The sequence below is a fragment of the Vibrio sp. SSH13-20 genome, assembly GCF_040104475.1.
Classification (GTDB): Bacteria; Pseudomonadota; Gammaproteobacteria; order Enterobacterales; family Vibrionaceae; genus Vibrio; species Vibrio harveyi.
In genome coordinates, this window is record NZ_JBECOU010000001.1 from 455236 (window position 1) to 480643 (window position 25408).

Below are 25408 nucleotides of genomic sequence, written 5' to 3' on the forward strand. Positions count from 1 at the left end.
CATTTTTAATTCTTTCTCTAGGAGATAAACCATGTACACTGATTTCTTCAAAACTTTTAGCGATCAAACTGAAAAGAATCTAGAACCATACTTGAAGTTCAACAAGCTAGTAACAAAGAACGTAGAAGTGCTTACTGAGCTTCAACTGAACGCGATCCGTACTTACAGCGAAGTGGGTCTAAACCAAATGAAAGCAGCGTCAGAAATCAAAGACGTGACTTCTCTAACGGCTTTCAACAGCCAACAACTTACCGTTCTTACTAAACTTTCTCAGCAAATGATGGACGACAGCAACAAGCTGCAATCTATCGCAAAAGAGTTCAAAGAAGACGTTGAGAAAATGACTTCGGAAAACCTAAAGACTGTTACTCCAGCGTAATACGTCCGCTTGCGCCGCCCGCTTTTTGGGCGGCGTTGTTTTTTCCGAATATAGGAGTAAGACTATGTTTCAACACTTCTTTTCGGACTATCTTGTAAAGCTTCAGGAAACCAATCAACAGTGGTGGCATGATTTCGAAGTGAACAAGGCAGTCGTGAATTCTCCTTTGAACAAGGCCATGCAAGAAGTGAACTTTGAAGATACTGCTAAACTGTTCGAACAAGCGGCAAACCAACCCGCTGCAATTTTGAAGTTGCAAGCAGAGTGGTGGGAGCAGCAGCTTCAAATTTGGCAGAATGTGGCTCTAGCAGGTAATCAAACGCAACTTATCGAAGCAGAGAAGGGCGACAAGCGTTTCTCAAATGATGCTTGGCAGCAAGAGGCCATGTACAGCTTCATCAAGCAATCATATTTGTTGTTTAGTAAAACCTATCTAGACACGCTCGATTCCATCGAAGGTCTTGATGAGAAGACGAAAGAGCGTATTACCTTCTTCTCTCGTCAGGCTATCAACGCACTTTCTCCATCTAATTTCATCGCGACCAACCCAGAACTGCTTAAACTCACTCTTGAGCAAAATGGTGAAAACCTACTGACGGGTTTAGAGAAGTTAAAAGAAGATGTTGAGTCGAGTGCCGACATTCTCAAAGTACGCATGACCAACAACAATGCGTTTCGCGTTGGGGATGATGTAGCGACGACTGCGGGCGATGTTGTGTTCCAAAACGAATTGTTTGAGCTGATTCAGTACCGTCCCTTGACGGAAAAAGTGAATGCGACACCGCTATTAATCGTTCCACCGTTCATCAATAAGTACTACATCCTTGACCTAACGGCGAAAAACTCAATGGTTCGTTGGTTGTTAGAGCAAGGTCATAGCGTATTTATGATGTCTTGGCGCAATCCGGGTAAAGAACAAGCGCAGGTTGAGTTTGGGGACTACGTAACCGAAGGCGTAGCGAAAGCGGTTACTGCGATTGAGGATATTACTGGTCAAGAGCAAATCAACGCAGCTGGCTACTGTATCGGTGGTACGGTTCTCGCCAGCACCGTAGCTTACTATGCAGCGAAACGTATGAAGAAGCGTATTAAGTCTGCGACCTTCTTTACGACCTTGTTGGACTTCTCTCAGCCGGGGGAGGTTGGGGCATACATCAATGACACAATCATCAGTGCTATAGAAACGCAAAACAACGCCAAGGGTTACATGGATGGTCGCTCGTTAAGCGTGACATTCAGTCTGCTGCGTGAAAACAGTTTGTACTGGAACTATTACGTCGATAATTACCTCAAAGGTAATAGCCCTGTTGATTTTGACCTACTGTATTGGAACAGTGACAGCACTAATGTGAGCGCCGCTTGCCATAATTTCTTACTGCGAGAACTCTATTTGGAGAATAAGCTGGTACAAGACAAGGGTGTAAAAATTGGCGGTGTTTGGATTGATCTCAACAAGATTAAGATCCCAAGTTATTTTGTATCGACCAAAGAAGACCATATTGCACTGTGGCAAGGAACGTATCGTGGTGCTCTGAATACAGGTGGTAATAAGACCTTTGTTTTAGGTGAGTCAGGGCATATTGCTGGTATCGTGAATCACCCAGCGAAAAACAAATATGGATATTGGTTGAACGACAATCTTGATGACTCGGCGGACGAATGGTTCAACAACGCGAATCATCAAGAAGGTTCTTGGTGGACGCATTGGCATCAATGGTTGATGCAGTTTAACCCGAAAGAGCAAGTTGAGCCTTTCCCAGTTGGTTCTGAGCAAAATCCGGTTATTGAAGATGCTCCTGGTCAGTATGTTCGACAAGTTCTGCCTATCAACGAGTCCTAGACTGCTCCTCGCAAGCAGTATTATTTGGCGATCTGAATGGTCGCCTTTTTTCTGTCTGAAGCTTTGCTTCGCAAGGAGCAAAGAATCATCACAACAAGCAAGTGTGAGAACCACCATAAGCCGTCAGAGAGTATTGGGTTTGGTGCTTTGGTTGGAAACGTAGAAAGAAAAAACGCCAAGCAAATGCTCGGCGTTTTCCGTCAACAAAATAGGCAAAAAAGTTGACTGGTTCGAGGTGAATTACACCTCTTTATCCTTACCTAGTGAGAGTAGCCATAGAGAGATTGCTGCTACTCCGACAAAGCCGGAAAGAATAATGACTGGCATTGCGCTGTATCCAAGGAAGTGCCAGATAAAGGATTCAAGATTACTCATTGTCTATGTTTCTCCTTATTGCCAGCCTTCAACACCGTGCATGTCAGGCAGTTTGTGTGCGATACCTTTATGACAGTCTACACAAGTTTTATCGCCTGAAGCCAGAGCGGTAGAGTGTTGAGCTGCCGCTCGTTTACCCTGCTGCGAGTAGTCCATGTAATCAAACTGGTGACAGTTACGACATTCAAGAGAATCATTCTTCTTCATACGCGCCCACTCACGTTCCGCTAAGTGTTCACGACGAGCTTGGAATTTCTCCGGCGTATCGATCGTCTTCGTTACGAAGTGAGCAAACAACTCTTTAGACGCTTGAACTTTACGAACGATCTTATCGGTCCATTCGTGTGGTACGTGACAATCAGAACAGATTGCACGAACACCAGAACGGTTCGAGTAGTGAATCGTTTCTTGAATTTCAGCGACGATAGGAGCGTGACAGCCAGAACAGAATTCTTCTGTGTTGGTCGCTTCCATACCTGTGTTGAATGCGCCCCAAAACAGAAGACCACCAGCGAAGCCAAGGAACAAAACCACACCAGCGGCAGCTTTACTCGGGCTCGACAGTCTCTTCCAAAACGCTTTAAGTATTTTCATAAGTAACCTCTTAGTACTCGCGTTTCAATTACTGAAGCGAATCGACTGCCTTAAACTCGTTTTCCACTAATGGTTTAGCATCCGTTTGTGGAACGTGACATTGCAAACAGAAGTAACGACGTGGTGACATGTCTGCTAGTACCGCGTCTTCACGGTTAACGTAGTGCGTTACACTGATCTTGGTAGCGCCTGCGTCTTTAGCATTTTTCCAGCTGTGACATGCTAGACATTTGTTTGCGTTCAAAGACACTTCGTAGTTACGGATGCTATGAGGGATCAGTGGCGGCTGATATACAAAGCTGTCTGCAACGATCTGGTCTTTGGGAAAGTCTTTAAAATCATCTGCAGGGCGAGTGTCTTCAAGTTGCGCAGTGCCGCGTAGCGAGTCTAGACCGCCTGTGCCACCTGGATTGTCCAGTTCCGCTTGTGCAACGCCTGTAAATAAAGCACCTACAGATAAAAGTGCGATAAGGTATTTTTTCATCATTTCATCTCCGCCTTATGGCTTAAATTCTTTTTAGGCCGCCGAGTCGACGGCCTTTGCATTCGTTATTTGACGGTTAAGCAATTTTCGTGATTTTGACTGGACACTTCTTAAAGTCTGTCTGTTTTGACAGAGGGTCAGTCGCATCAAGAATCAGCTTGTTAATCAAAATACGGGCATCAAAGAACGGTACGAATACCAAGCCTTCAGGTGGACGGTTACGACCACGGGTTTCAACACGAACGCGTACTTCGCCACGTTTGTTTGCAATCAGAACTTCTTCACCGCGACGTACATTACGTTTTTTCGCATCCGCAGGGTGCATGTAAACCACAGCGTCTGGTACAGCTTTGTAAAGCTCTGGTACACGACGAGTCATAGTACCTGTGTGCCAGTGCTCAAGAACACGACCTGTACATAGCCATAGGTCGAACTCTTCATTTGGTACTTCTGGTGGCGCTTCGTAAGGCGCAGAAATGATCTTCGCTTTACCATCAGCATTACCGTAGAAGTCCCAACCTGAACCTGCTTTAGCGTATGGGTCAGAACCTTCTTTAAAGCGCCATTGTGTTTCTTTGCCATCAACAACCGGCCAACGTAGACCACGTACAGTGTGGTAGACATCGTAAGGTGCTAAGTCGTGACCGTGACCGCGACCAAATGTTGCGTACTCTTCGAACAGACCTTTCTGAACGTAGTAGCCGAAGTGGTGCGAATCATCGTTTAGTTCACGAGCTTCTTCGATAGGGAACTGGTCAACTTGACCGTTCTTGAACAGCATGTCGTACATGGTTTTACCACGGTACTCTGGTGCTTTTGCAAGAAGCTCTTCTGGCCACACTTCTTCCATCTTGAAGCGTTTAGAGAATTCCATTACCTGCCAAAGGTCAGATTTTGCATCACCGATGGTCTCTACTTGTTGGTACCAAGCTTGTGTACGACGCTCTGCGTTACCGTAAGCGCCTTCTTTCTCGATCCACATTGCAGTAGGAAGGATAAGGTCAGCGGCTTGCGCTGTTGCTGTTGGGTATGGGTCAGACACAACAATGAAGTTTTCTGGATTACGGTAACCTGGAAGACGCTCTGTGTTGATGTTTGGACCAGCTTGCATGTTGTTGTTACATTGAACCCAATAACAGTTCAGAACGCCATCATGCAACATGCGGTCTTGCAGTACCGCGTGGAAACCTGGTTTCGGTGGGATGGTGCCTTCTGGCAGTTTCCAGATCTCTTCCGCGATTTTACGGTGTTTAGGGTTAGCAACCACCATGTCTGCAGGTAGACGGTGAGCAAACGTACCAACTTCACGAGCGGTACCACATGCTGATGGTTGACCCGTTAGTGAGAATGGACTGTTGCCCGGAGTAGCAATCTTACCGGTTAGTAGGTGGATGTTGTAAACCAAGTTGTTCATCCATACGCCACGAGTATGTTGGTTCATACCCATTGTCCATAGCGACATCACTTTCGTGTTTGGATCCGCGTACTGCTTAGCAAGCTCGATTAGTTTCTCTTTTTCTACGCCTGAGATTTCAGATGCTTTCTCTACGGTGTAAGGCGCGACAGTCTTCTTGTATTCTTCGAAAGAGATTGATGTTAGCTTGCCAGAGTTCGGGTTCTTAGCGGCTTTTTGTAGCGGGTCATCGTCACGCAGACCGTAACCGATGTCAGTGTCTGTTTTGGTAAAGTTCGTGTGCTTGTTCACGAAGCCCCAGTTCACTGCATCGTTTTGAATGATGTAGTTTGCGATAAAGTTAGCAATCGCAAGGTCAGACTGAGGATTAAAAATGTAGCCGTGGTCTGCCAACTCAAATGAACGGTGGTAGTAAGTAGAAAGCACGTTCACTTTTACATGAGGGTGGCTTAGGCGACGGTCAGTAATACGAGTCCACAGAACTGGGTGCATTTCTGCCATGTTTGAACCCCAAAGAACGAATGAGTCAGCGTTCTCGAAGTCGTCGTAACAACCCATTGGTTCATCGATACCAAATGCACGCATGAAGCCTACTACTGCAGATGCCATACAGTGACGCGCGTTCGGATCGATATTGTTTGAACGGAAGCCTGCTTTCATCATTTTGGCTGCGGCATAACCTTCCATTACTGTCCACTGACCAGAACCGAACATACCGATGCTTGTTGGACCTTTCTTCTCTAGAGAAGCTTTCCATTTCTCAGCCATGATATCGAAAGCGGTGTCCCAAGATACAGGAGCGAAGTCACCGTCTTTGCTGTATTTGCCATCTTTCATACGTAGAAGAGGCTGAGTCAGACGGTCTTGACCGTACATGATCTTAGAAAGGAAGTAGCCTTTGATACAGTTCAGACCTTTGTTTACCGGCGCTTCAGGGTCACCTTGAGTCGCCACGACTTTGCCGTTTTGAGTACCAACAAGAACAGAACAGCCTGTACCACAGAAACGACAAGGTGCTTTGTCCCATGTGATTTTAGTTTGGTCAGAGCTTGCAATCAGATTGGTTGCAGAAGCTGGTAGTGTAATACCTGCGACAGCAGCAGCTGATGCAGCCGCGTTTGCTTTCACAAACGCACGTCTTGTCATTTTCATACTTCACCCTCGATTTGGGAATGTTGTGTTCCAGTGTCTTCTTCTTCCGTTTCTTCAAGCCCAGTTTCGATTTGGTGATAAACCAATACTGTGCTCAAGACATTCGGTAAATTATTAATCGCATCGATAGTGTCGGTGATGAAACCTTGATTCTCAGTTTCTAGCACCACCACGATTTTGCCTTCTGGGCTGTCACCGTAGATTTCTGCGTTTTCGTACGCTTCAATCTGGGTTTTAACTTCAGCCAGATGTTCAGGCAGAACATGGACTACCAGACTCGAAATGTGCACTTCGTTTAGTGACATACATCTCTCTCGTTTTATCGCCTATCGCGCCGACCACTAACGGCTAGGCTGTTATATTGCTCACATTGATGGATGAAGTAGGGCACACTGAAACACAGGCGCCGCAGCCGTTACACTCATCAAGGTCTAAATTTGGTTGTGCTACTTTGCCAAGTTCTAACTTGAACTTAATCGCCATCGGGTCGCACATGTCCCCACAGCTTCGGCATTCGACATTTTGTTTTGCTAAACAGCTATCGGTGATGCTCGCTTTTGCCTGCCAAGGTTGCTCCGCTTCTGCTAAAAACAGTGGCTCTGGGCAAGCCTCGGCGCATTGGTAACAAAATGTGCATTCATCAATAGAAAAATCGACTGCAGGAAAACCGCCGTCGCTTTTGGTTATAATTTTGGTTTCACATGCCTCGATGCATTTGCCACAGCGAGTGCAGTCATCCGTGAATTGAGTTGGCTTTGCTAACCAAGGAAGACGTACCGAATTATCCGGTTGCGCTTTGCGAGCAAAAAGTCTTCGTCTAGAAAGGTCTACCACTTAGTCACCTCAAAAATTGAAACCCAAACTAAGCATAGTCCACAATTTCATTAATAAACTGTCATTTAAGTACACGAAATTGTAGTTTTTGACATATATGTATAAATACCTCTTAGGAGGTAATTAGGATGCAATATTGTTTTGGATCAATAAATTCCGGCGCAGGTGATCACATATTGATAAAGTTGAAAGATAATGCGCGTTGTATAAAGACAAACGTGGTTATCAAACGAGCGGAGTTCAGAGTTGTTTAAAAATGTGAAAAAGTCAGTAACACGCACTATTGCGTCTGCCATGATGTTGATTTTACTCCTATCGGTGGCGACGACTGGCTTTGCTATATTCACTCTTGCGTCAAGCCTTAATGATGCGGAGGCGGTCAACGTAGCGGGTTCGATGCGAATGCAGAGTTATCGTTTAGCCCATGATATTCAAAGCGAATCTGTTGACTATTCTTCACATATTGACTTATTTGAGCAGTCAATTTACTCCCATTCAATGCTGGCACTACAGCATTGGTCAGTACCAGAAGATATTACAAAAGACTACTATCGGTTGATTCTGCGCTGGCACGAGCTGAAATCGGTACTAAAGAGCCAAGATAGAGACAAATATCTGATCTTAGTGGCTGGTTTTGTTCAACAAATTGATGCTTTTGTATTTAAACTGCAGAACTACTCAGAACAAAAACTGATCAACTTAGCGTGGATTGGTGGTTTAGGGCTTGGCGGCATACTGTGTGTCAGCATGTTTGTCGTGCACTTTGTGAGACTAGAAGTTGTCAGACCTTTACGCGCTCTTGTGTTTGCAAGTGAACAAATTCAGAATCGTTCGTTTAATGTGTCACTCAATGTATCGAGTGACAACGAAATGGGTATTTTGACCCGAACTTTCAATAGGATGGCGAACGATCTTGGTAAGCTATATCGAGGGTTGGAGCAAGCTGTCGACGAGAAAACACGTAAGCTACAACATGCGAACCAATCGCTGAGAGTGTTGTATGATTCGTCGAAAGAGCTGACGGCTTCACGTATCCATCAGGAGAATTTCCAAGCGATTTTACAACATATTGCAAGTTTGGAAGGAATTCGTGCAGTTAAGCTCGAAATTGATCAAATTGGGGAACCAAATTGGATACTCTCAGAGGGGGAAGAGTGCCGTCACGAATGTGATAGCGAATGCCACACGAAGATATTAACGCTGGACGGTGTTCACCTTGGGTATTTGCATTGGAAAGCGGGTTTGCCGTGTCCTAATGAGTCTCTTATTGACAACTTTGTTCAAATTTTATCTCGTGCGGTATATTACAACCGAGCGCAGAGACAAGCTGAGCAGCTGCTTTTGATGGAAGAACGTGCCACTATCGCTCGTGAGTTACACGATTCACTAGCCCAAGCATTGTCTTATTTGAAGATCCAAGTATCGCTACTCAAACGAAGTGTGAAGAATATTCCTGATGACAAAGCGATAGAGCAGACAAATCAAGTCATTGCTGAACTCGATACTGGGCTGTCAGCAGCATATACCCAACTTCGTGAGCTTTTGACTACATTCCGCCTAACAATAAAAGAGGGTAGCTTTGGTCAAGCGCTTCAAGAAATGGTTTCGACGCTTGATGATCAAACAGCGGCGAAAATCTCGCTTGATAATGAGCTTTCTTCAACTGAATTAGATGCACACCAGCAGGTCCATCTACTACAGTTGATCAGAGAAGCGACAATAAATGCGATCAAACATGCTCAAGCGAACAATATTAAGATTCAATGTCTTGATTCTGATGGGAAAGTCACAGTGACTGTTACCGATGATGGTATAGGCTTTGAGCAGCAAGACGAAAAATTAAATCATTACGGTATGAGTATCATGCAAGAGCGAGCAGCCAGATTGCACGCTGAGTTGCAAATTGAAGCCGCAGCTAATAGCGGCTGTATCGTAAGACTAGAATTCCAACATAGTAAGGAAGTAAACATTGACAGTGTGTAAAGTAATGCTGGTGGATGATCACCCACTCATGAGACGTGGTATTCATCAGTTACTCAGTTTTGAGCCAGAATTTGAAGTCGTCGCAGAGGCAAGTAGCGGTGCGGATGCGGTTGCGAAAGCTCATGAACTTGAGCTGGATTTAGTACTTCTTGATCTGAATATGAAAGGCATGTCTGGTCTAGATACGCTAAAAGCTTTGCGTGCTGACGGTTGTGAAGCTCGCATTGTTATTCTCACCGTATCGGACAGTCCGGCAGACATCGAAGCTATCGTGCGTAGCGGCGCAGATGGTTACTTGTTAAAAGACACAGAGCCAGATGAATTGGTTGAACTGCTAAAACAAGCACACGAAGGGGACAAAGCCTACAGCCAAGCGGTAGCGAAATACCTAAATGAGCGTGAAGGTCAAGAAGACGTATTTGACTCATTGACTGACCGTGAAACGCAAATCCTCCAAGAGGTGGCGCGTGGTTTTCGCAATAAGCAGATTGCCGATCGCCTGTTTATCTCTGAATCGACCGTTAAAGTGCACATGAAGAGTTTGCTGAAAAAGTTGAAAGTACCTTCACGTACTGCAGCAACAGTGCTTTATCTAGAGCGATTCGGCGAAATTAAGTAACACTTTAGACGCCCATTCTAGAAACGCCAAATAGAAAAAACCGCCCAAACAAGGGCGGTTTTTTATTGGTCTGGGCGAATGGAGTACAAATCACTATTGTGTTTGCCACACTCCAAATAGTAACGATGCGCCGCTTTCTTATCTTCCGCGACGACTCTCATACTGTGCATTTTCCCCTGTTCAAAGTAGCGAATTTCGTATTCTACACTCGTATCAAGTTGCTCAGCAGCAGCCATGCTACGCCTCCATAAACTATCCTGATGTTATTGAAGCAATTTATATGCCACTTTAAGGAACGCTATATCGTTCGAGTTTTGGCTAATAATTGCGCACTAACTCACTTTTTTGCGGATAGTTGTGATAAAAAAGTTAATTTCAAACTCTATATACTACTAGGGTGGCAATGTCACTTTGCCAGACTGACGTAAGTTTGCCGCAATAATAAGTGATTTAGATTGAGTATAGAACTTAATCAATGGAAAAGGGAATATGGATCGGTGATGAAATTAAAAAGTTTATCTAATAAAGCGGTTCGATATGGATGTATCTTGTTATCTATTTTGGCGCTTGCTGGTTGTGCAAAGAAGTTTTTATACAGCAATATTGATTGGGTAGTGATCGAATATTTAGATGACTATGTGTCTTTAGATGGTGAACAAGAAGCTCTGGTAGAGGAGCGAATCTTATTATTAGCCGATTGGCACAAGAAAGAAGAATTACCTTTATATATCGATCACTTAAAACAATTGGAGGCACTGAATAAAGACAGCATTACATTGGAAGCATTGCAAGCGAATCGAGACCAAATGCGTGAACACTATCAACGTCTTGTTTCGAAAGCCGCTCCAGATCTCTTCTCGTTAAGTATGCAGCTCGATAATCAACAAGAAGCAGAGTTTATTGATAGCGTAAGAGAACGTTATAAGGAGAGAGATGAAAAATATGTAGGAAAAACGGAACAAGAACTGAGAGAAGTTGTCTTAGAGAATACAGAGGAGTGGATGGAAGAATGGTTGGGGAAATTATCTAGCCAACAAAAAGCGCGAGCCAAACAGCTTTCTCAGCAAGTGATTATAAATAGTCCCTTATGGCGTGATTATCGATCTTCCATTATTCAAGAATTAGAATATCTTTTCGAAAATAAAACCAACAGCGTGGTTTACCAGCAGGTATTCATGCAGCTCTTATTTGAACCAGAAAGTTATTATAGTGATCAATTGACTAAGAATATTGATCAAAATATCGCACTAACGGATCAATTCACTCTAGATATAGCTCAATCCATGAGTGATAAACAATGGAAACACTTCCATGGCAAAATCCGAGAGTGGCGAGAACTTGCCGAAGACCTATTGAATTAAAACTCGATAAATCAAATTCTTAATGTGAGTGCTATAGGAGTGCGCCAGCACTTTTTAATGAAAAACTGATTCAAAGCAAATTCTTATCGCCTCATGAGCGTAACATGGTTTGTCGAACCATGTTGGATAGGATCCTCGCATACCAAGCATCCCTGTGCGTGGCATCCTTCGCCCAAAACAATGAGAATAATTATGAAACATTTAGTTGAAAGATTTCTTCGCTACGTCACGTTCGATACTCAATCTAATCCCCACGAATCAGCTTGCCCAAGCAGCAGCGGGCAACTGGTGTTTGCTCAGCAACTTAAAAAAGAGATGATTGAGCTTGGCTTAAGCAATGTGACGTTAAGTGACAACGGCTACTTGATGGCAAAACTGCCATCTAACGTTGATTACGATGTACCTGCTATTGGCTTTATCGCGCATATGGACACTGCACCAGATGCCTCTGGTAAAAATGTAAATCCTCAGTTTATTGAGGACTATCAGGGTGGCGATATTGCACTTGGTTTGGGCGATGAAGTGTTATCACCAGTCCAATACCCAGATTTGCACGATCTTCATGGCCACAACCTGATCACGACTGATGGTACGACACTACTTGGTGCTGACAACAAAGCCGGTATTGCAGAAATTCTTTCCGCGGTTGCGATGCTGATTGAAAACCCTCAAATCCCACACGGTGATATTTGCATTGGTTTTACACCAGATGAAGAAATTGGTCGTGGTGCGGACTTGTTTGATGTTGAAAAGTTTGGTGCGAAATGGGCGTACACTATCGATGGTGGCCCTCAAGGCGAGCTAGAATACGAAAACTTTAATGCAACCAGTGCAGATGTCATTTTCCATGGCGTGAGTGTTCACCCTGGTACAGCAAAAGGCAAATTGGTTAATGCGATGAACTTGGCGGCAAAATTCCAAGTGCAAATGCCAGAAGATCAGACGCCAGAAACCACAGAAGGCTACGAAGGCTTCTTCCATCTTAAATCAGGTGAACTTGGTGTGGCTCGCAGTGAGCTAGGTTACATCATCCGTGACTTCGATCGTGAAGGTCTGGAAAGCCGTAAAGCCTTCATGCAGAAACTTGTCGATGATATGAACGCTGGGTTGAAGCATGGCTCTGTTGAGTTGAAGCTCACCGACAGCTACTACAACATGCGTGAAATGGTTGAACCATACCCGCACATTATCGACTTGGCGAAACAAGCGATGGAAGATTGTGATGTGGAACCTCTGATCAAACCAATTCGTGGCGGAACAGATGGCGCTCGTTTGTCATTTATGGGTTTACCGTGTCCAAACATCTTCACTGGCGGTTATAACTTCCACGGTATCCACGAGTTTATTTCAGTTGAGATGATGGAGAAATCGGTTCAAGTGATCGTTAAGATTGCTGAGCTAACGGCGAAGAAGCACGGTTAATATCATTTGCTGAGTAATCTCACCATTCAAGTAAACAAAAGCCCAGACACGTGTCTGGGCTTTTTAATTTTGCTCGAGTGAAATGAATTCTGTACGTTTATTAGCCATCCAAGAGGTGGTTTAACGAACGCTTTTTTCTTCGATTTCACTAATTGGTAGCCAGTTCACTTCGACTCCGGCTTGGTCGAACATATCTTGGCTTACTTGAATCTTATCACCCCAACGAGACAAGAAATCTTCAGACTGTTCTGGGCAACTCACGCGAGCGATACCTGTCTGAATGATCTTTGCCGCACAGTTTGGGCAAGGGAAGTGCGTTACCCAGATATCACATCCATCTAAGTCGCGCTTTGAAAACAAAATCGCGTTCTCTTCTGCGTGCAGTGTTTTTAAGTATTTCAGTTCACGTTCATCCGTATCCACACTGTCAGAAACACCATGTGGGTAGCCGTTGAAGCCAACAGAAACAATGCGGTTTTGTTTTGTGATAACCGCACCTACCTGTGTCGATGGATCTTTACTCCAAGATGCCACCAGCTCAGCCATTTGGTAAAAACGTTTCTCCCATTTAGAAATCATACTCATCCTCTCGGTCGAAAGCTTTGAATTATCTGCATGATAACGCATTCTGTTTAAAAAAATAGTCAAAACATGTCTAGCGATCATGAAGATTCTATTTTCCTATGTAGACTTTGATTTCCAAGTGATGATGACGCCATATTCTCATTGCTTACTTCACATCAATTTTCAGCGTGATTCGTGTACATGATCGCAACAAATTTAGCCTGTTGATTACGATGTTTGCGAGTCGTTTCATCGGCTTACACTTTGATACACTTTCCCCGGTTTCTCTTGAAGTTTTCGGACAAAGCACCCTGTAAGGTTAGGGTATTGTCAAACGAATCCTGTTCTATAAAGACGGTATATACATGCAAAAGAAACCACTCGTCGCACTAATGGCGGCAACAGCTATCCTCGCGGGATGCGGAGAAGCAAACAATGCCCAGAAGGGGGTGCAAGCTCCTCTTGTTGTGACTCAAGATGTCACAATTATCGACTACCAACCGAGCAAGTCTTACATCGGTCGCATTGAAGCAGTAGAAGATACGAATATTACGGCACAAGTCTCCGGCTATCTTGAAGCTCGCCATTTTGACGAAGGTCAGATGGTAGAGAAAGGGCAGTTGTTGTACTCCATCGAGCCTTCTTCTTTTGAAGCGCAAGTGGCGAGTGCAAAAGCAGCGCTAGCTCAGGCAAAAGCGGCACTTAAGAAAGCAGAGCTCGACCACCAACGTGGTAAAAACTTGTTGCCACGTGGCAGTATTTCCCAATCAGAGTTCGATGCTTTGACGGCGACGTTACTTGGCGCGCGAGCAGAGCTTGAAGCAGCAAACGCTCAGCTTAAGCTTGCGGAAGTAAACCTTTCTTACACTCAAATTCGTGCTCCATTTAGTGGTCGCATCAGTGACAGTAAAGTAAGTACTGGTGATCTGCTTTCCCCATCTTCTGGCATTTTGACGACATTAGTTAGCCTAGACCCAGTGCATACCTCATTCAGCGTGAGTGAACGTGAACGTTTAAACCTTGGTATGGACGGTATTAAAGGCGACGGTAGTGCAGAGTCGAGTGGCGTTGAGGTTCAGCTTGAACTGGAAAACGGAGAGTACTTCGAACATCTAGGTCAATTGGACTTTTTAGGTAATCGGATTAATACGCAAACCGGTACGATCGCGATGCGCGCAGTGGTACCAAACCCTGAGCAAAAGCTACTTCCTGGCCAGCACATTAAAGTGAACCTTCGCGATAAGAATGCAAAAGACGTCATCGTGATTCCTCGTCGTGCAGTGCAAACGGACCTAGAAGGTGACTTTGCCATGGTGATGGCAGAAGGCAATGTTGCGGAGCGCCGTAACGTTGAACTTGGTGCGCAAGTAGAGCAGGGTATCATCATCAAAGAAGGTTTGAACAAGGACGACACTGTGATTACACAAGGTCTACAACGTGTACGCAACGGTGTAGAAGTGCGTATTCAATCACCTGCTGAACAGAAACAGTAGGAGGCGTCATGTTAAGTCGTTTCTTTATTCAAAGACCGAAATTCGCACTGGTTATTTCGATCATCTTGACGTTGGCAGGTGCCATCTCATTAGCGATCTTGCCTGTTGCTGAATATCCTAAAATCAGTCCACCATCGGTGAGCGTGACGGCATTCTATACGGGTGCAAGTGCTGAGGTTGTGGAGCAAGCGATAGCCGACCCAATAGAAACCTCCGTGAACGGCGTTGAAAACATGATTTACATGTCTTCAAAGAGTGCTAACGATGGTTCTTACAGCCTAAACGTCACCTTCGATGTGGGTACTGACCCAGACATGGCGCAGGTTAACGTGCAAAACCGTGTATCGCAGATTGAGTCAAAACTGCCTCAAGAAGTGCGCATGGTAGGCGTAACGGTGAAAAAGCGTTCTCCTGACTTGTTGATGGTTTTGAACTTCTACTCACCTGACGGTAAGTACGATGACAAGTTCCTTATCAACTACATCAACCTGAACGTAAAAGACCAACTGGCGCGTGTTAAGGGCATCAGTGAAGTTAACGTTATCGGTGGTGGTGAATACGCGATGCGTGTTTGGTTAGATCCAGAAAAAATGGCTAACCTGAACCTCACAACAACTGATGTGTACTCGGCGTTGGCAGAGCAGAACGTACAGGTAGCGGCCGGTCGTATTGGTGCTGCGCCATACAACAACCCTCAAGAAGTTCAGTTTAACTTGGTGACCAAAGGTCGTCTTGAGAGCGTGAGCGAGTTTGAGGATGTAGTACTTCGTGCAAACCCAGATGGTTCTACTGTATACCTAAAAGACGTCGCTCGCGTTGAGCTTGGTAAGAAGTTCTATGATGGTAACGGTAAGTTCCGTGGTCAAGATGCTTCTATCGTCGCGTTGTCACTACAATCAGACGCAAACGCATTGGAAAGTGGGCAAGCGGTCATGGACTTGCTTGAACGTTTGAGCACGAATTTCCCTGAAGGCATGGCTTACGAAACCAGTTATGACACAACCGTGTTCGTTGCTGAGTCGATCAAGGGTGTAGTGAAAACGCTGATTGAAGCGATCTTGTTGGTAATTGCAGTTACTTACCTGTTCCTTGGTAGTGCGCGCGCAACCTTAATTCCTGTTGTTGCGATTCCAGTATCCCTTATCGGCACATTCGCTATCATGCAGGCGACGGGTTTTACCATCAACACGGTAACCCTATTCGGTTTGATCCTCGCCATCGGTATCGTGGTAGATGACGCGATTCTAGTTATCGAAAACGTCGATACCACCATGGCGAAAGACCCAACCATTTCACCGCGTAAAGCGACTTTGCTGGCGATGAAAGAAGTAACGGGTCCAATCATTACCTCGACCTTGGTTCTATTGGCGGTATTCCTACCAGTAGCCATGCTTCCGGGGATTACCGGCATCATGTACCGTCAGTTCGCATTGACGATCTGTATCTCGGTTGTGATCTCGTCTATTAACGCACTAACACTGTCACCTGCTCTATGTTCATTGGTGTTGAAGCAGGGTGGTGGCAACACGGCAAACTGGTTCCAAGCGTTCAACCGTGGTCTAGAGCGTGTAACAGCGCGCTACGGTCAGATCGCTGGCTTCTTGGTCAAGAAGTCTATGTTGCTGATTGCTTTCTTCTTCGTCGCGGTTGCCGCAGTAACTTTCTTCGCGAAAACAACGTCTACGGCGTTTGTACCTCAAGAAGATAAAGGCATTTTGTTAGTGAACGTGCAACTTCCGGACTCTGCGTCACTTTCTCGTACCGAAGAAGTGACCAATGAACTGATGAAGATGGTTGAGCAAGAACCGGGTGTTGATGGCGTGACGGTTGCGAATGGTTACTCATTCATGACGGGTGCCGCAGCATCAAATGGTGCGTCTCTGTTTATCAAACTGCATGATTGGGATACGCGTAACTCACTTGACGGTGAACATGCTGCTAACGCAATTGCAAACCGCATCAACGGTCGTGCTGCGATGGAACTGCCGCAAGCGATAGTATTTGCGATGGGACCTCCTGCCGTTCCGGGTATGGGCGCAGCCTCAGGCTTTGAATTTGTACTTGAGGACACGTTAGGTCGTAGCCGTACTGATTTGTCGATGGTAATGGGTGAAATGATTCAGGCGGCTAACCAAGCTCCAGAAATCGCATATACCTTCAGTACCTTCCGTGCAAATGTACCGCATTACTATGTCGATATTGACCGTGAGAAAGCGCAACAATTAGGTATTCCACTGTCGTCAATCTTCCAAACATTGCAAGGTAACCTTGGTTCGCTATACGTGAACGACTTCACCATGTTTGGTAAGAACTTCCGTGTGACCATGCAAGCAGACAGTGAACACCGCAGCAGTATGGAAGATCTTGAGCGTTTCCACGTTCGTTCTTCGAGCGGCGATATGGTGCCACTGAGTACATTAGTGAGCTACGAACAGGTGTTTGAGCCGGATGTTGCATGGCGTTATAACATGTACCGCAGTGCCATCATCCAAGGTCAACCTGCTCCGGGTTATTCAAGTGGTGACGCGATTGCAGCAATGGAACGTGTTGCGGCTGAAGTTCTGCCACAAGGTTACACCTACGAGTGGACGGGTATGGCGTATCAAGAAGTCTTGGCAGGTAACCAAGCGATTTACGCGTTCGCATTGGCATTGATCTTTATCTACTTGTTCATGGTGGCGCAGTACGAGAGTTGGAGTATTCCTTTAGCGATCATCCTAGTGGTGCCAGTGGCAACGTTGGGTTCCTTCCTCGCATTGAACTTAACCGGAACGCCACTCAACTTGTACGCTCAGATAGGTCTCGTCCTGCTCATAGCGCTCGCGGCGAAGAACGCAATCCTAATTGTGGAATTCGCCAAGCAAGAGCGTGAAGAAAAAGATGTGGATATCGACAGTGCAGCAGTACAAGGGGGTAAGCTTCGTTTCCGTGCTGTTAACATGACGTCTTGGTCGTTCATCTTGGGTATTTTCCCATTGATCTTCGCCGCTGGTGCGGGTCATGTGAGTCAGAACTCATTGGGTATTTCCCTAATTGGTGGTCTGCTGTGTGTGCTCCTAGCAGGTACTTTCCTGATTCCGGGCTTCTACGCTCTGGTACAGAGAAAACGTGAGAAGATCCACGGTGGTAATACCAAACTGGTTCCTTTAGATGATGAATAAGCACTAAGTAACTTTAAATAGAAAAGCCCGAGGCATGAGAGTGCTTCGGGCTTTTTGTTGGTACTCATTTAAACCGAGTAAGTGAACTTGGGCTACGCGCTGCGAGTTTTAAATTCCGCAACCGCTTCGTCCATGTCATGGGCTTGAGCAGAGACAGAGTCGACTTCATGCAGACACTCTTGTGCAGATTGCATGTTGTTTTCTGAAATCACGTTCAATTCAGTAATCGAGTCGCTCACCTGATTCATCACGATGCCTTGCTCTTCAATTGCTGATGCGATGCGTTCAGAGTTGCCTTGAATTGCATGCATGTCTGCAATGATTTGCTGAAGGCTTGAATCCAGCTTCTCCGATGCTTGTAGGGTTTGCTGACCCTGATCGTTACATTGGTCGATATCAGATACGACCATCGACATTTGTGACTGAATGTCTGATACCACGCGAGTGATCTCTTCTGTCGATTGATGAGTACGACTTGCGAGTGCGCGTACTTCATCCGCCACGACGGCAAAGCCACGACCTTGCTCGCCGGCACGTGCTGCTTCAATTGCTGCGTTTAGCGCGAGTAGGTTAGTTTGCTCTGCAATATCTTGGATGATGTTTACTGCACCGCCAATTTTCGCTACATGTTCGTTTAAAGAGCCAATTGATTGCTGGCTGTTCGAGAGAATACCAGTTAATTGACCGACATTTGTTACTGTGGTTTCAACAACGGTACGACCTTGCTCCGCATTGTTTGCAGCTTGGTGAACGCCTTCTACTGCCACAGAAGTACTTTCAGAGATTTCACCAATCGTGGCGACCATTTGCTGAACTGCTGTTGCCATTGATGAGGTATGGTCTGCCTGAGTGTGGAACTGTTCCATCACACCTTCTAGTTCGCGATGCATGTTGTCAGTACTTGCTGATAGCTGTGCTGACTTCTCTTGTGTGCCGTGAATCAGGTGCTCAAGCTTATCCAACAGATCGTTTAAGTGGTGGCTGATGTCCGCCAGTTCATCTTTACCTGCCAACTCTGAACGTAAACCCATGTTATTACTTTCACTGATGTTCTTTATGGTCGCAAGCAGGCTACTAACGCGTGCATTGATTGAGCGTGAGATTTGCGAAATCAGAGCTAAGATAATAATAAATACTACCGCAGTGATAACTTGTTTCACCATGGTGTTTTGACTATCACGTTCGGTCGCTGCATTACTCAACGCAGATGAGAAGGTCTTAAATTGTTCTTCAACTGTGTGTGATAGGGCACGAGTGTCACCCAGTAGACCTTTGTTGTACGCGACTCCAATCGTCTGTTTCTGCGTCGCAAGTTGGCGCGCATTTTCGATTAATGAAGGAACATACAAACCTTGCAACAGGCCTTCGTCCATTTGTCCGGCTTTAACTCGTTGTGCGAACTTAGTCAGTGCCATTACTTGTTGGTGGTTTGCATTTTGCTCGGCTTCAGATAAAGCCTGTTCAAAGCTCGCTAATAGACCACTGTTTGCATCGAGACCATAGCGTTCGTAAGCAGCAACTAATTTTTGAAATCCTTTTTGGTAAGCCAGTAAATCTTGCTTGAATTGATGACTAGAAGGAAGTTCATAAAGGTTGAGAATGCCAGCCAATTCTTGTTCGGTACCCAAAAATTTGTCGACGTTAGCATTGAATTTATCGAGGTATTTGATGTTGCTGCGTAACAAGAAGTCTTTTTCATTACGGCGCAGGTTAAGGAGACGAATTTCGAGATCGCCAACCAATTTGATTGCATGGTTGAGCTCTTGGCTTTGGTTAGCGAAGTGTGACGAGGTACCCAATAGGGTCACAATGCCAAGAATGGCAATTACTCCTAGGGAGTAGAGCTTGTGCCTAATAGTCATATAGTTTGTCCTGAAGAATTGACTAAGTTAAGAAACCCAAAGAGGCTTCCAATGGCTAGCTCTGACGTTTGTTAGTACAGCACTTTCTGGCGTTGCTGTTTTTTTGTCGCTTGCTTGGTTTTGCTATCAAGTCTGCGACGTTGTGAAGCGCGAGTTGGTTTCGTTTTAATACGCTTCTTTTCCTGTCGGCTGGCAGATTGTATCAACGCTTGTAATCGATTTAGTGCGTCTTCTTTGTTCTGCTCTTGCGTCCGAAACTGCTGAGCTTTAATGATGATCACCCCTTCTTTTGAAATCCTACTATCCGAAAGGGCGAGGAGTCGCTCTTTATAGAATTCCGGCAGTGTGGAATGACGTACATCAAAGCGCAGATGTATTGCGGACGATACCTTATTAACGTTCTGCCCACCATTTCCTTGAGCCCGGATAGGCAATAATTGGATTTCCCAATCTTGAATTGTGACGGAGTTCGAAATTTTGAGCATGATTACTAAATGCCAATAAGGAATGTGACGATGGCTGATAAATTACCATCAGAGATGTACAAATAGAAGAATTGACATGAACACAATAGATTTAAGCCCCTATAAAGGGTTAATTTTCGACATGGACGGCACCTTGATTGATACGATGCCAGCGCATTTAGCTGCATGGCAAGCGACAGCAGACCGTTTCGAGTTCCCTTTTAACCAAGAGTGGTTGCATAGTTTAGGGGGCATGCCAAGCTTCAAAATTGTTGGCGAAGTGAATCGTCAACACGGTTTATCTCTCGACCCAAAAGTTGTTTCTCGTTTCAAAATGGACACGTTTGCAGAAATGGAACAACACGGTGAAATTATTTCATGCACGAATACGGTTTTGGACCAACATCTTGGTAATAAGAAGATTGCTGTTGGAACAGGCAGTCAACGTGATAGCGCACTGCGTCTGTTAGCAAAAGCGGGCATTCTGAAGAAGTTAAATGCTGTCGTTACGGCAACGGATGTAGAAAATCACAAACCTTTCCCAGATACGTTTCTTATGGCAGCCGAACAGCTTGGTTTGTCTGCACAAGAGTGTGTGGTGTTTGAAGATACCGAGTTAGGAAAAAAAGCCGCTCATGCCGCAGGAATGGATTGTGTGATGGTCGAGGGTAATGAGCTAGTATTTTATCCAAAATCTTAACTTAATAAGTTAATTGTCATTTAAAAGACCACGATATTATCGTGGTCTTTTTGTATAACCTCAGTGAATTTATATAATTCTCATAATGAGAATGTGAATGTTTATTGTGAAATTAATCAAATTATTAATCTAATTATAAAGTATTAATAATCTACACTCGCTATAGTTATTTATTCCTTTTACTAAATTATTTTTACAGGAAAGGATCATGACACGCTCTCAAAATGTTTATGTAATTTCTTCTGACTCAGATTGGTCAGGGTTAGTTATTGCTGGTTTATCTCATTCTTTTAAAAACTACACTTTTTACACTGAGAAAACTGTCAATAATATATGGAATTTAAAAAATACTGATATTGTTATTTATGATCGCCTTACTTTAGGTAATCCATCATTGCACTTAATCTCACCACTTTCGCGTGGCGGCGCTTGGTTGCTTGCCAATGCGAGTAAGCAAGACTTAGAGGGAGTTCAAGGGCTTATATCTCTGGGTTGGGGTGGGTTACTAGAGAATGACTTTACCTTAGAACTGCTTCACAAATCCGTCCGAATGGTGGCTTCTGGTCAGTTATGGTTTAGTCGAGAAGCCATGTCTTCTTCATTGAAGAATATTGTTAGGGGACAAGTTCATAGTTCTTCATCTGCGGAAGTTCTAGGTGCTAAATACGAACTTTCTACTAAAGAACAGAAAGTATTTATGTATTTAGTTCAAGGTTATTCAAATAAAGAAATAGCAGGTCAACTGAGTGTAAGTTTAAGCACGGTAAAAACACATGTCTCCCATATATTATCTAAAACAGGAAAGCAAAGCCGTTCTCAGTTAGGATCTTTAATGGTTGAGTGATTTTTGATCTAGTTCAAATTAATTATTTGGTTGTCCTTTACTCATCCTTTTATGTAGCTCTTTTGGTCAGATGACCGATAGGAAAAAAGTTAATAAGGCGTACATTTAACTCGTCTACTTAATTCAACTTTTGGTCTATACCGCAGGAAAAAATGTAAAGGAGAACAATCATGAAACGTTTAGCAGGTTTTGCAGCAATGGCGTTGCTTGTATCGGCTGGTGCAGTTGCGAATCCATGGGTCGTTGGGTCTGACGAAGGTCGCGCAGACTTTTACGTTAAATTCAAAGGTGAAGTGCCTAAGCGTTGTGAAATGATGACTTACGGCAACTTGGATGTCATCAATTTCGACTTAACTAAGTCATCTGATACAAAAGAATTTGGCTTTAAAACGTGGTGCAACTCATACGGCACAAAAGGTATCGTCCAAGTTGACCCATTTGGTTTTACCAACAGCAATGAAGATGAAATTCCAATGGAGTACAGCTTCAATGGTGAAACTAAGCTAAAAGACAAAGGGATTGACACTACCGTTGCTCGTATCCATCAAGTGGTTGAAATTAGTAACAACCTAGATAAAACGATGACTGATGAGCACAAACTTTCAATTACCTCTAAACCTCAAGCTGGTGCGCGTTGGGGTGAATACAGCGGCGCGATGTATGTGACTCTATTCCACATGTAGGAAGGAATGCGCTGAGGGAGGTCCCGTCCATCCCTCAGCCATTATGTTGTATGAAAACACTTCGAATATTATTTCTCATCTTGATTTACATGCCAGCACAAGTGTTGGCTTTTGAGCTTTTCCCAATGGTGCAATTTCTTTCCGATTCAGGGAAAGAGACAACGGTATTTTTCAAGGTAACCAATACCTCTCTTGCACCTTTGCCTATTGAGGTGACTGGCGTTAAGCGATTAGTTGAATTCAACAACGAAGAGTCGCTTCTTGAAACCGATGACTTGATGATCTTTCCACCGCAAGTACTTATTCAGCCGGGGAAATCTCAGACCATTAAGGTGCAATACATTGGCGCACCCAAGGGTGTAGCAGAGTCCTATCGTTTGATCGTGAGCCAATTGCCACTCAAAGCGGATGAAGTTGAGAAAGATGCCATACAAATGTTGTTCCGAATCGGAGCGCTTGTGTTTGTCTCTCCACAAGATGCGCAAGACCAATATTCTAGCGAAATCATTGTATCCAATGACAACAAGCCAAACCTGAAAATTAGCAATACAGGTTCAAGTGTTATTGAGTTAAACAAACACACTTACTCGGTTGATTGGCAGGGTCAAACTAAGCGTTGGGGTTGGGAGCAACTAGAGCCGGTTCTGCCGATGCAATATCTCGTACCAAACCAGAAAGTTCAGGTGAACGTCGAGTCACTTCTTGTGAACTAACGACACCCAGTTTTCATAACGTCGCTGACATACACGGAAGGTTACAATGTGGCGCGCATTCGTCGTATCGATCGCTGTCCTTATTTCTGGGGCTGTATGGGGAAGCTCTTACAGCCTCTCCTTGCCCCTTGTGTATGAACAAAATCAGCTTGGCGAACTCCCTGTTGAAATAAACGGCATGGCTCTTGAGCGAGTGTCTGTCGATGCCCTCCAAGATTTGCTCGGAACGCGCGTGAGTCCGGAATGGTGGTCGCAGTTTTTTGGTTCAGAGCCGTCAACATTCGTTGATATCGAAACACTCGCTGAGCGAGGTATCGAGGTGACACTTAATACTGAATCCTTGTTTATTGATGTTCGGCTCTCGGCACAAATTCTTAGCGAACAAGACATTACTTTGTCGTCTGGCTATCCCGATTTTATTCCCTCTGATAGTGGCTCGATAAGCTGGTTAAACAGTTTTAGCTTCGCCTATAACAATTATTGGCAAGAGGATGTTGAGACTTGGGACACGTCACTGGATTGGTTGTCACAAGGCAATATCGGTGGTGCCAGTGGTGTGAATTTTCTTTTAGCCAATTATCTTGAAGCGGATAACGAAACCACAAAGTTTTCCCGAGGTGAGTGGATTGCTTTCTATGATGATCCAAACTTACCGATGCGTGCTTCCACAGGGGATGTTATCAGCGGTGAATCCGGACATATTTATGGCATGTCCTTGGGTGGTTTTTCTATTGAGAGTCGATACGCTGACTTACAACCGGATCGTGAGACAAGCCCTGAGAGTAGCCAACAACTTGTTCTGCTCGAATCCGCTGAAGTGGAAGTTTATGTCAACGGTGAACGAATTTCTGGTGGGCGATTGGAGCCGGGACGTTACAACCTCAAGAATCTTATCTTAGATAACGGTGCTAACGATATTACGGTTGTCGTCAACTACGTTTCTGGTAAGCAAGAAGTATTGCGCTTTACTCAATTTTACAACGCTAAGCTGTTGAAAAAAGGTCTGATTGATTACTCGTTTTCCGTTGGGCAGCCAATCATCTATGACAACCGTCAAGTAGAATACGAAGAGGAATGGGTAGCGACAGGTTACTTAGAATATGGCGTCACTGACTGGTTAACCGCAGGTGCAAACGGCTTATATGCTCAAGATGGTTCGATATTTGGGGCTCTGTTTACTTTCAAAAGCGGTGTAGGGAATGTGACTGCTCGTTATTCGCTAAGCTCTGCAAGTTCGGGAGAAGACGGTTGGATAGCTTCCCTTGATTATGAAAACAGCATTTTTGGAAGTGGGGAAAGCCAATCTCCCAACCTACGTTTTGCGATTGAAAAATCGGATGATTTTCAAAACAAACCTTGGAAAGAATCCCAAGAAGGCAACTCATATACACAATATCTCGCAAATTACTTTTGGCAGATAAACAGTAAATTTGATCTGACATTAACAGGACGCCTGACTCAGCTCCCTCCTGATGACGATGAGTTACGTGGTTCGGTCTTGCTAAATTGGCGACATGGTGGTTTTACGGTAGGGGTTGGCAGCGAATACGAAGAATCCGAGCGTTATAACGAACCGGATACGCGTTTCTTGTTTACCTTTGAATACAATTGGTATTCGGATGAGCATGGAAATCGTATAGGTCTATCTTACAACAGTGAGAATGAACGGAGCCGAGCGTATTTTAGTAATGAAGGTTTGAACTACGTTGGTGACTATGGCGTAAGAATCGAAGCTGAGCAGGACGAATTTCGTGATACCCAACGAGCTCAATTGAGTTACACCGCAAATCGTTTTAGAGCAGAGTCCGAAGTAAGCCGTGATGTAGTGAGAAAAGAAGATACCGAGCAATACCAAGCTTCACTGCGCCTAGCGACTGCAGTTGGTATGGTTGACGGTGATTGGGGGTGGGGACGTGCGACCAGTGGTCCTTTTGTTTTGGCAGAAATGCACCCGACGTTGGGTGAAGCGACTGCGAACCTAGATGTAGACTCCCAAGGAAGACCAACCGCAATAGCGACAAAGCATCTTAATGGTCTTGTCTCGATCTCCCAACCTTATGCTCGCTATGCGATGGATTATAACGTGATGGATTCTCCCGTTGGTTATGACTGGGGAGATGGCAAACTTGAGCTAATGCCGGCGGCGGCCACCGGATATTTGTTGACGATAGGTTCCGATGCGTCATATACGGCGAGTGGTTATTTGAAGCGTCTTAGCGGTGAACCTATCGAGTACCGACAAGGGCGTGTGTTGGTTGATGATGAACAAATTGAGTTTTTTACCAACAAGCAAGGACGATTCTTCATTCAAGGTCTACGTCCTGGCATATATACACTTGAGCTTTATGGACTACAGACTAGCCCTGTCGTTATCTCGATTCCTGAGTCTGATACGAGCTTAATCGATTTAGGTGAAATCACAGTAATGCCGAACAATGACAAATAATTTAGCGCATTGTACTGGTAA

The 25408-nt window shown here is 44.7% G+C and carries 23 protein-coding genes; 13 read left to right on the plus strand and 10 right to left on the minus strand.

Annotation, left to right across the window (positions count from 1 at the left end; all coding sequences use genetic code 11):
- Positions 1-31: 31 nt before the first annotated feature.
- Positions 32-379 (plus strand): phasin family protein, encoded by a 348-nt coding sequence (locus ABMY42_RS02215; RefSeq protein ID WP_005453608.1) that lies wholly within the window; start codon positions 32-34, stop codon positions 377-379.
- A 64-nt stretch (positions 380-443) separates the two neighbouring features.
- Positions 444-2219 (plus strand): class I poly(R)-hydroxyalkanoic acid synthase, encoded by a 1776-nt coding sequence (gene phaC / locus ABMY42_RS02220; protein WP_017819305.1) that lies wholly within the window; start codon positions 444-446, stop codon positions 2217-2219.
- Positions 2220-2459: 240 nt separating this feature from the next.
- Here phaC and ABMY42_RS02225 read toward each other — a convergent pair whose 3' ends face one another.
- The 6 genes from ABMY42_RS02225 to napF form a co-directional block, all read right to left on the minus strand.
- Complete coding sequence (locus ABMY42_RS02225) at positions 2460-2594, minus strand: TIGR02808 family protein (RefSeq protein ID WP_005433365.1); 135 nt, start codon at positions 2592-2594, stop codon at positions 2460-2462.
- A 15-nt stretch (positions 2595-2609) separates the two neighbouring features.
- Entirely contained in the window at positions 2610-3188 is a 579-nt protein-coding gene (locus ABMY42_RS02230) for a NapC/NirT family cytochrome c (RefSeq protein WP_005453621.1), read from the minus strand.
- 28 nt (positions 3189-3216) lie between these two features.
- Entirely contained in the window at positions 3217-3672 is a 456-nt protein-coding gene (locus tag ABMY42_RS02235) for a nitrate reductase cytochrome c-type subunit (RefSeq protein ID WP_349266100.1), read from the minus strand.
- 76 nt (positions 3673-3748) lie between these two features.
- Positions 3749-6238: a periplasmic nitrate reductase subunit alpha gene (gene napA, locus ABMY42_RS02240; protein WP_349265903.1), complete on the minus strand. Its 2490-nt coding sequence runs from the start codon at positions 6236-6238 to the stop codon at positions 3749-3751.
- Entirely contained in the window at positions 6235-6543 is a 309-nt protein-coding gene (locus tag ABMY42_RS02245) for a chaperone NapD (RefSeq protein WP_005453631.1), read from the minus strand. The genes napA and ABMY42_RS02245 overlap by 4 nt, the downstream gene beginning before the upstream one ends.
- Before the next feature lie 43 nt (positions 6544-6586).
- A complete protein-coding gene (gene napF / locus ABMY42_RS02250; RefSeq protein ID WP_009701993.1) occupies positions 6587-7072 on the minus strand; it encodes a ferredoxin-type protein NapF in 486 nt (161 codons plus the stop codon).
- 246 nt (positions 7073-7318) lie between these two features.
- Between napF and narQ the strand changes: the two genes are divergently transcribed.
- Both narQ and ABMY42_RS02260 read left to right on the plus strand, forming a co-directional pair.
- Complete coding sequence (gene narQ / locus ABMY42_RS02255; protein WP_005453635.1) at positions 7319-9055, plus strand: nitrate/nitrite two-component system sensor histidine kinase NarQ; 1737 nt, start codon at positions 7319-7321, stop codon at positions 9053-9055.
- Positions 9042-9674 (plus strand): response regulator, encoded by a 633-nt coding sequence (locus tag ABMY42_RS02260; RefSeq protein WP_005453637.1) that lies wholly within the window; start codon positions 9042-9044, stop codon positions 9672-9674. Before narQ ends, ABMY42_RS02260 begins: the two co-directional genes overlap by 14 nt.
- 62 nt (positions 9675-9736) lie before the next feature.
- On the opposite strand, the gene ABMY42_RS02265 is transcribed toward ABMY42_RS02260, so the two are convergent.
- Positions 9737-9910, minus strand: coding sequence for a hypothetical protein (locus ABMY42_RS02265; protein ID WP_005453640.1), 174 nt, complete (start codon positions 9908-9910; stop codon positions 9737-9739).
- 264 nt (positions 9911-10174) lie between these two features.
- Between ABMY42_RS02265 and ABMY42_RS02270 the strand changes: the two genes are divergently transcribed.
- Together ABMY42_RS02270 and pepT are read left to right on the plus strand one after the other, a co-directional pair.
- Positions 10175-11035, plus strand: a complete 861-nt coding sequence (locus ABMY42_RS02270) for a DUF6279 family lipoprotein (protein ID WP_005453642.1) — start codon at positions 10175-10177, stop codon at positions 11033-11035.
- Positions 11036-11227: 192 nt separating this feature from the next.
- On the plus strand, positions 11228-12457 hold the full coding sequence (gene pepT / locus ABMY42_RS02275) for a peptidase T (protein WP_005453643.1): 1230 nt from the start codon (positions 11228-11230) through the stop codon (positions 12455-12457).
- A 120-nt stretch (positions 12458-12577) separates the two neighbouring features.
- On the opposite strand, the gene ABMY42_RS02280 is transcribed toward pepT, so the two are convergent.
- Positions 12578-13036: a cytidine/deoxycytidylate deaminase family protein gene (locus ABMY42_RS02280; protein ID WP_005453645.1), complete on the minus strand. Its 459-nt coding sequence runs from the start codon at positions 13034-13036 to the stop codon at positions 12578-12580.
- A gap of 350 nt (positions 13037-13386) precedes the next feature.
- On the opposite strand from ABMY42_RS02280, the gene vmeY reads away from it, so the two are divergent.
- Together vmeY and vmeZ are read left to right on the plus strand one after the other, a co-directional pair.
- Positions 13387-14514, plus strand: coding sequence for a multidrug efflux RND transporter periplasmic adaptor subunit VmeY (gene vmeY, locus ABMY42_RS02285; RefSeq protein WP_045489863.1), 1128 nt, complete (start codon positions 13387-13389; stop codon positions 14512-14514).
- A gap of 8 nt (positions 14515-14522) precedes the next feature.
- The gene (vmeZ, locus tag ABMY42_RS02290; protein ID WP_005453652.1) at positions 14523-17675 is read left to right on the plus strand and encodes a multidrug efflux RND transporter permease subunit VmeZ; all 3153 of its coding nucleotides are present in this window, start codon (positions 14523-14525) and stop codon (positions 17673-17675) included.
- Between the two features lie 92 nt (positions 17676-17767).
- Here vmeZ and ABMY42_RS02295 read toward each other — a convergent pair whose 3' ends face one another.
- The gene (locus ABMY42_RS02295) at positions 17768-19537 is read right to left on the minus strand and encodes a methyl-accepting chemotaxis protein (RefSeq protein ID WP_349265904.1); all 1770 of its coding nucleotides are present in this window, start codon (positions 19535-19537) and stop codon (positions 17768-17770) included.
- A gap of 71 nt (positions 19538-19608) precedes the next feature.
- On the minus strand, positions 19609-20022 hold the full coding sequence (gene arfB, locus ABMY42_RS02300) for an alternative ribosome rescue aminoacyl-tRNA hydrolase ArfB (protein ID WP_017819300.1): 414 nt from the start codon (positions 20020-20022) through the stop codon (positions 19609-19611).
- 76 nt (positions 20023-20098) lie between these two features.
- On the opposite strand from arfB, the gene ABMY42_RS02305 reads away from it, so the two are divergent.
- The 5 genes from ABMY42_RS02305 (at position 20099) to ABMY42_RS02325 (ending at position 25387) form a co-directional block, all read left to right on the plus strand.
- Complete coding sequence (locus tag ABMY42_RS02305) at positions 20099-20701, plus strand: beta-phosphoglucomutase family hydrolase (protein ID WP_005453655.1); 603 nt, start codon at positions 20099-20101, stop codon at positions 20699-20701.
- Positions 20702-20909: 208 nt separating this feature from the next.
- Positions 20910-21545, plus strand: a complete 636-nt coding sequence (locus ABMY42_RS02310; RefSeq protein ID WP_005453657.1) for a response regulator transcription factor — start codon at positions 20910-20912, stop codon at positions 21543-21545.
- A gap of 170 nt (positions 21546-21715) precedes the next feature.
- Positions 21716-22228: a hypothetical protein gene (locus ABMY42_RS02315; protein WP_005453662.1), complete on the plus strand. Its 513-nt coding sequence runs from the start codon at positions 21716-21718 to the stop codon at positions 22226-22228.
- A gap of 50 nt (positions 22229-22278) precedes the next feature.
- On the plus strand, positions 22279-22941 hold the full coding sequence (locus ABMY42_RS02320; protein ID WP_349265905.1) for a fimbria/pilus periplasmic chaperone: 663 nt from the start codon (positions 22279-22281) through the stop codon (positions 22939-22941).
- Between the two features lie 46 nt (positions 22942-22987).
- Entirely contained in the window at positions 22988-25387 is a 2400-nt protein-coding gene (locus tag ABMY42_RS02325; protein ID WP_349265906.1) for a fimbria/pilus outer membrane usher protein, read from the plus strand.
- Positions 25388-25408: the final 21 nt, after the last annotated feature.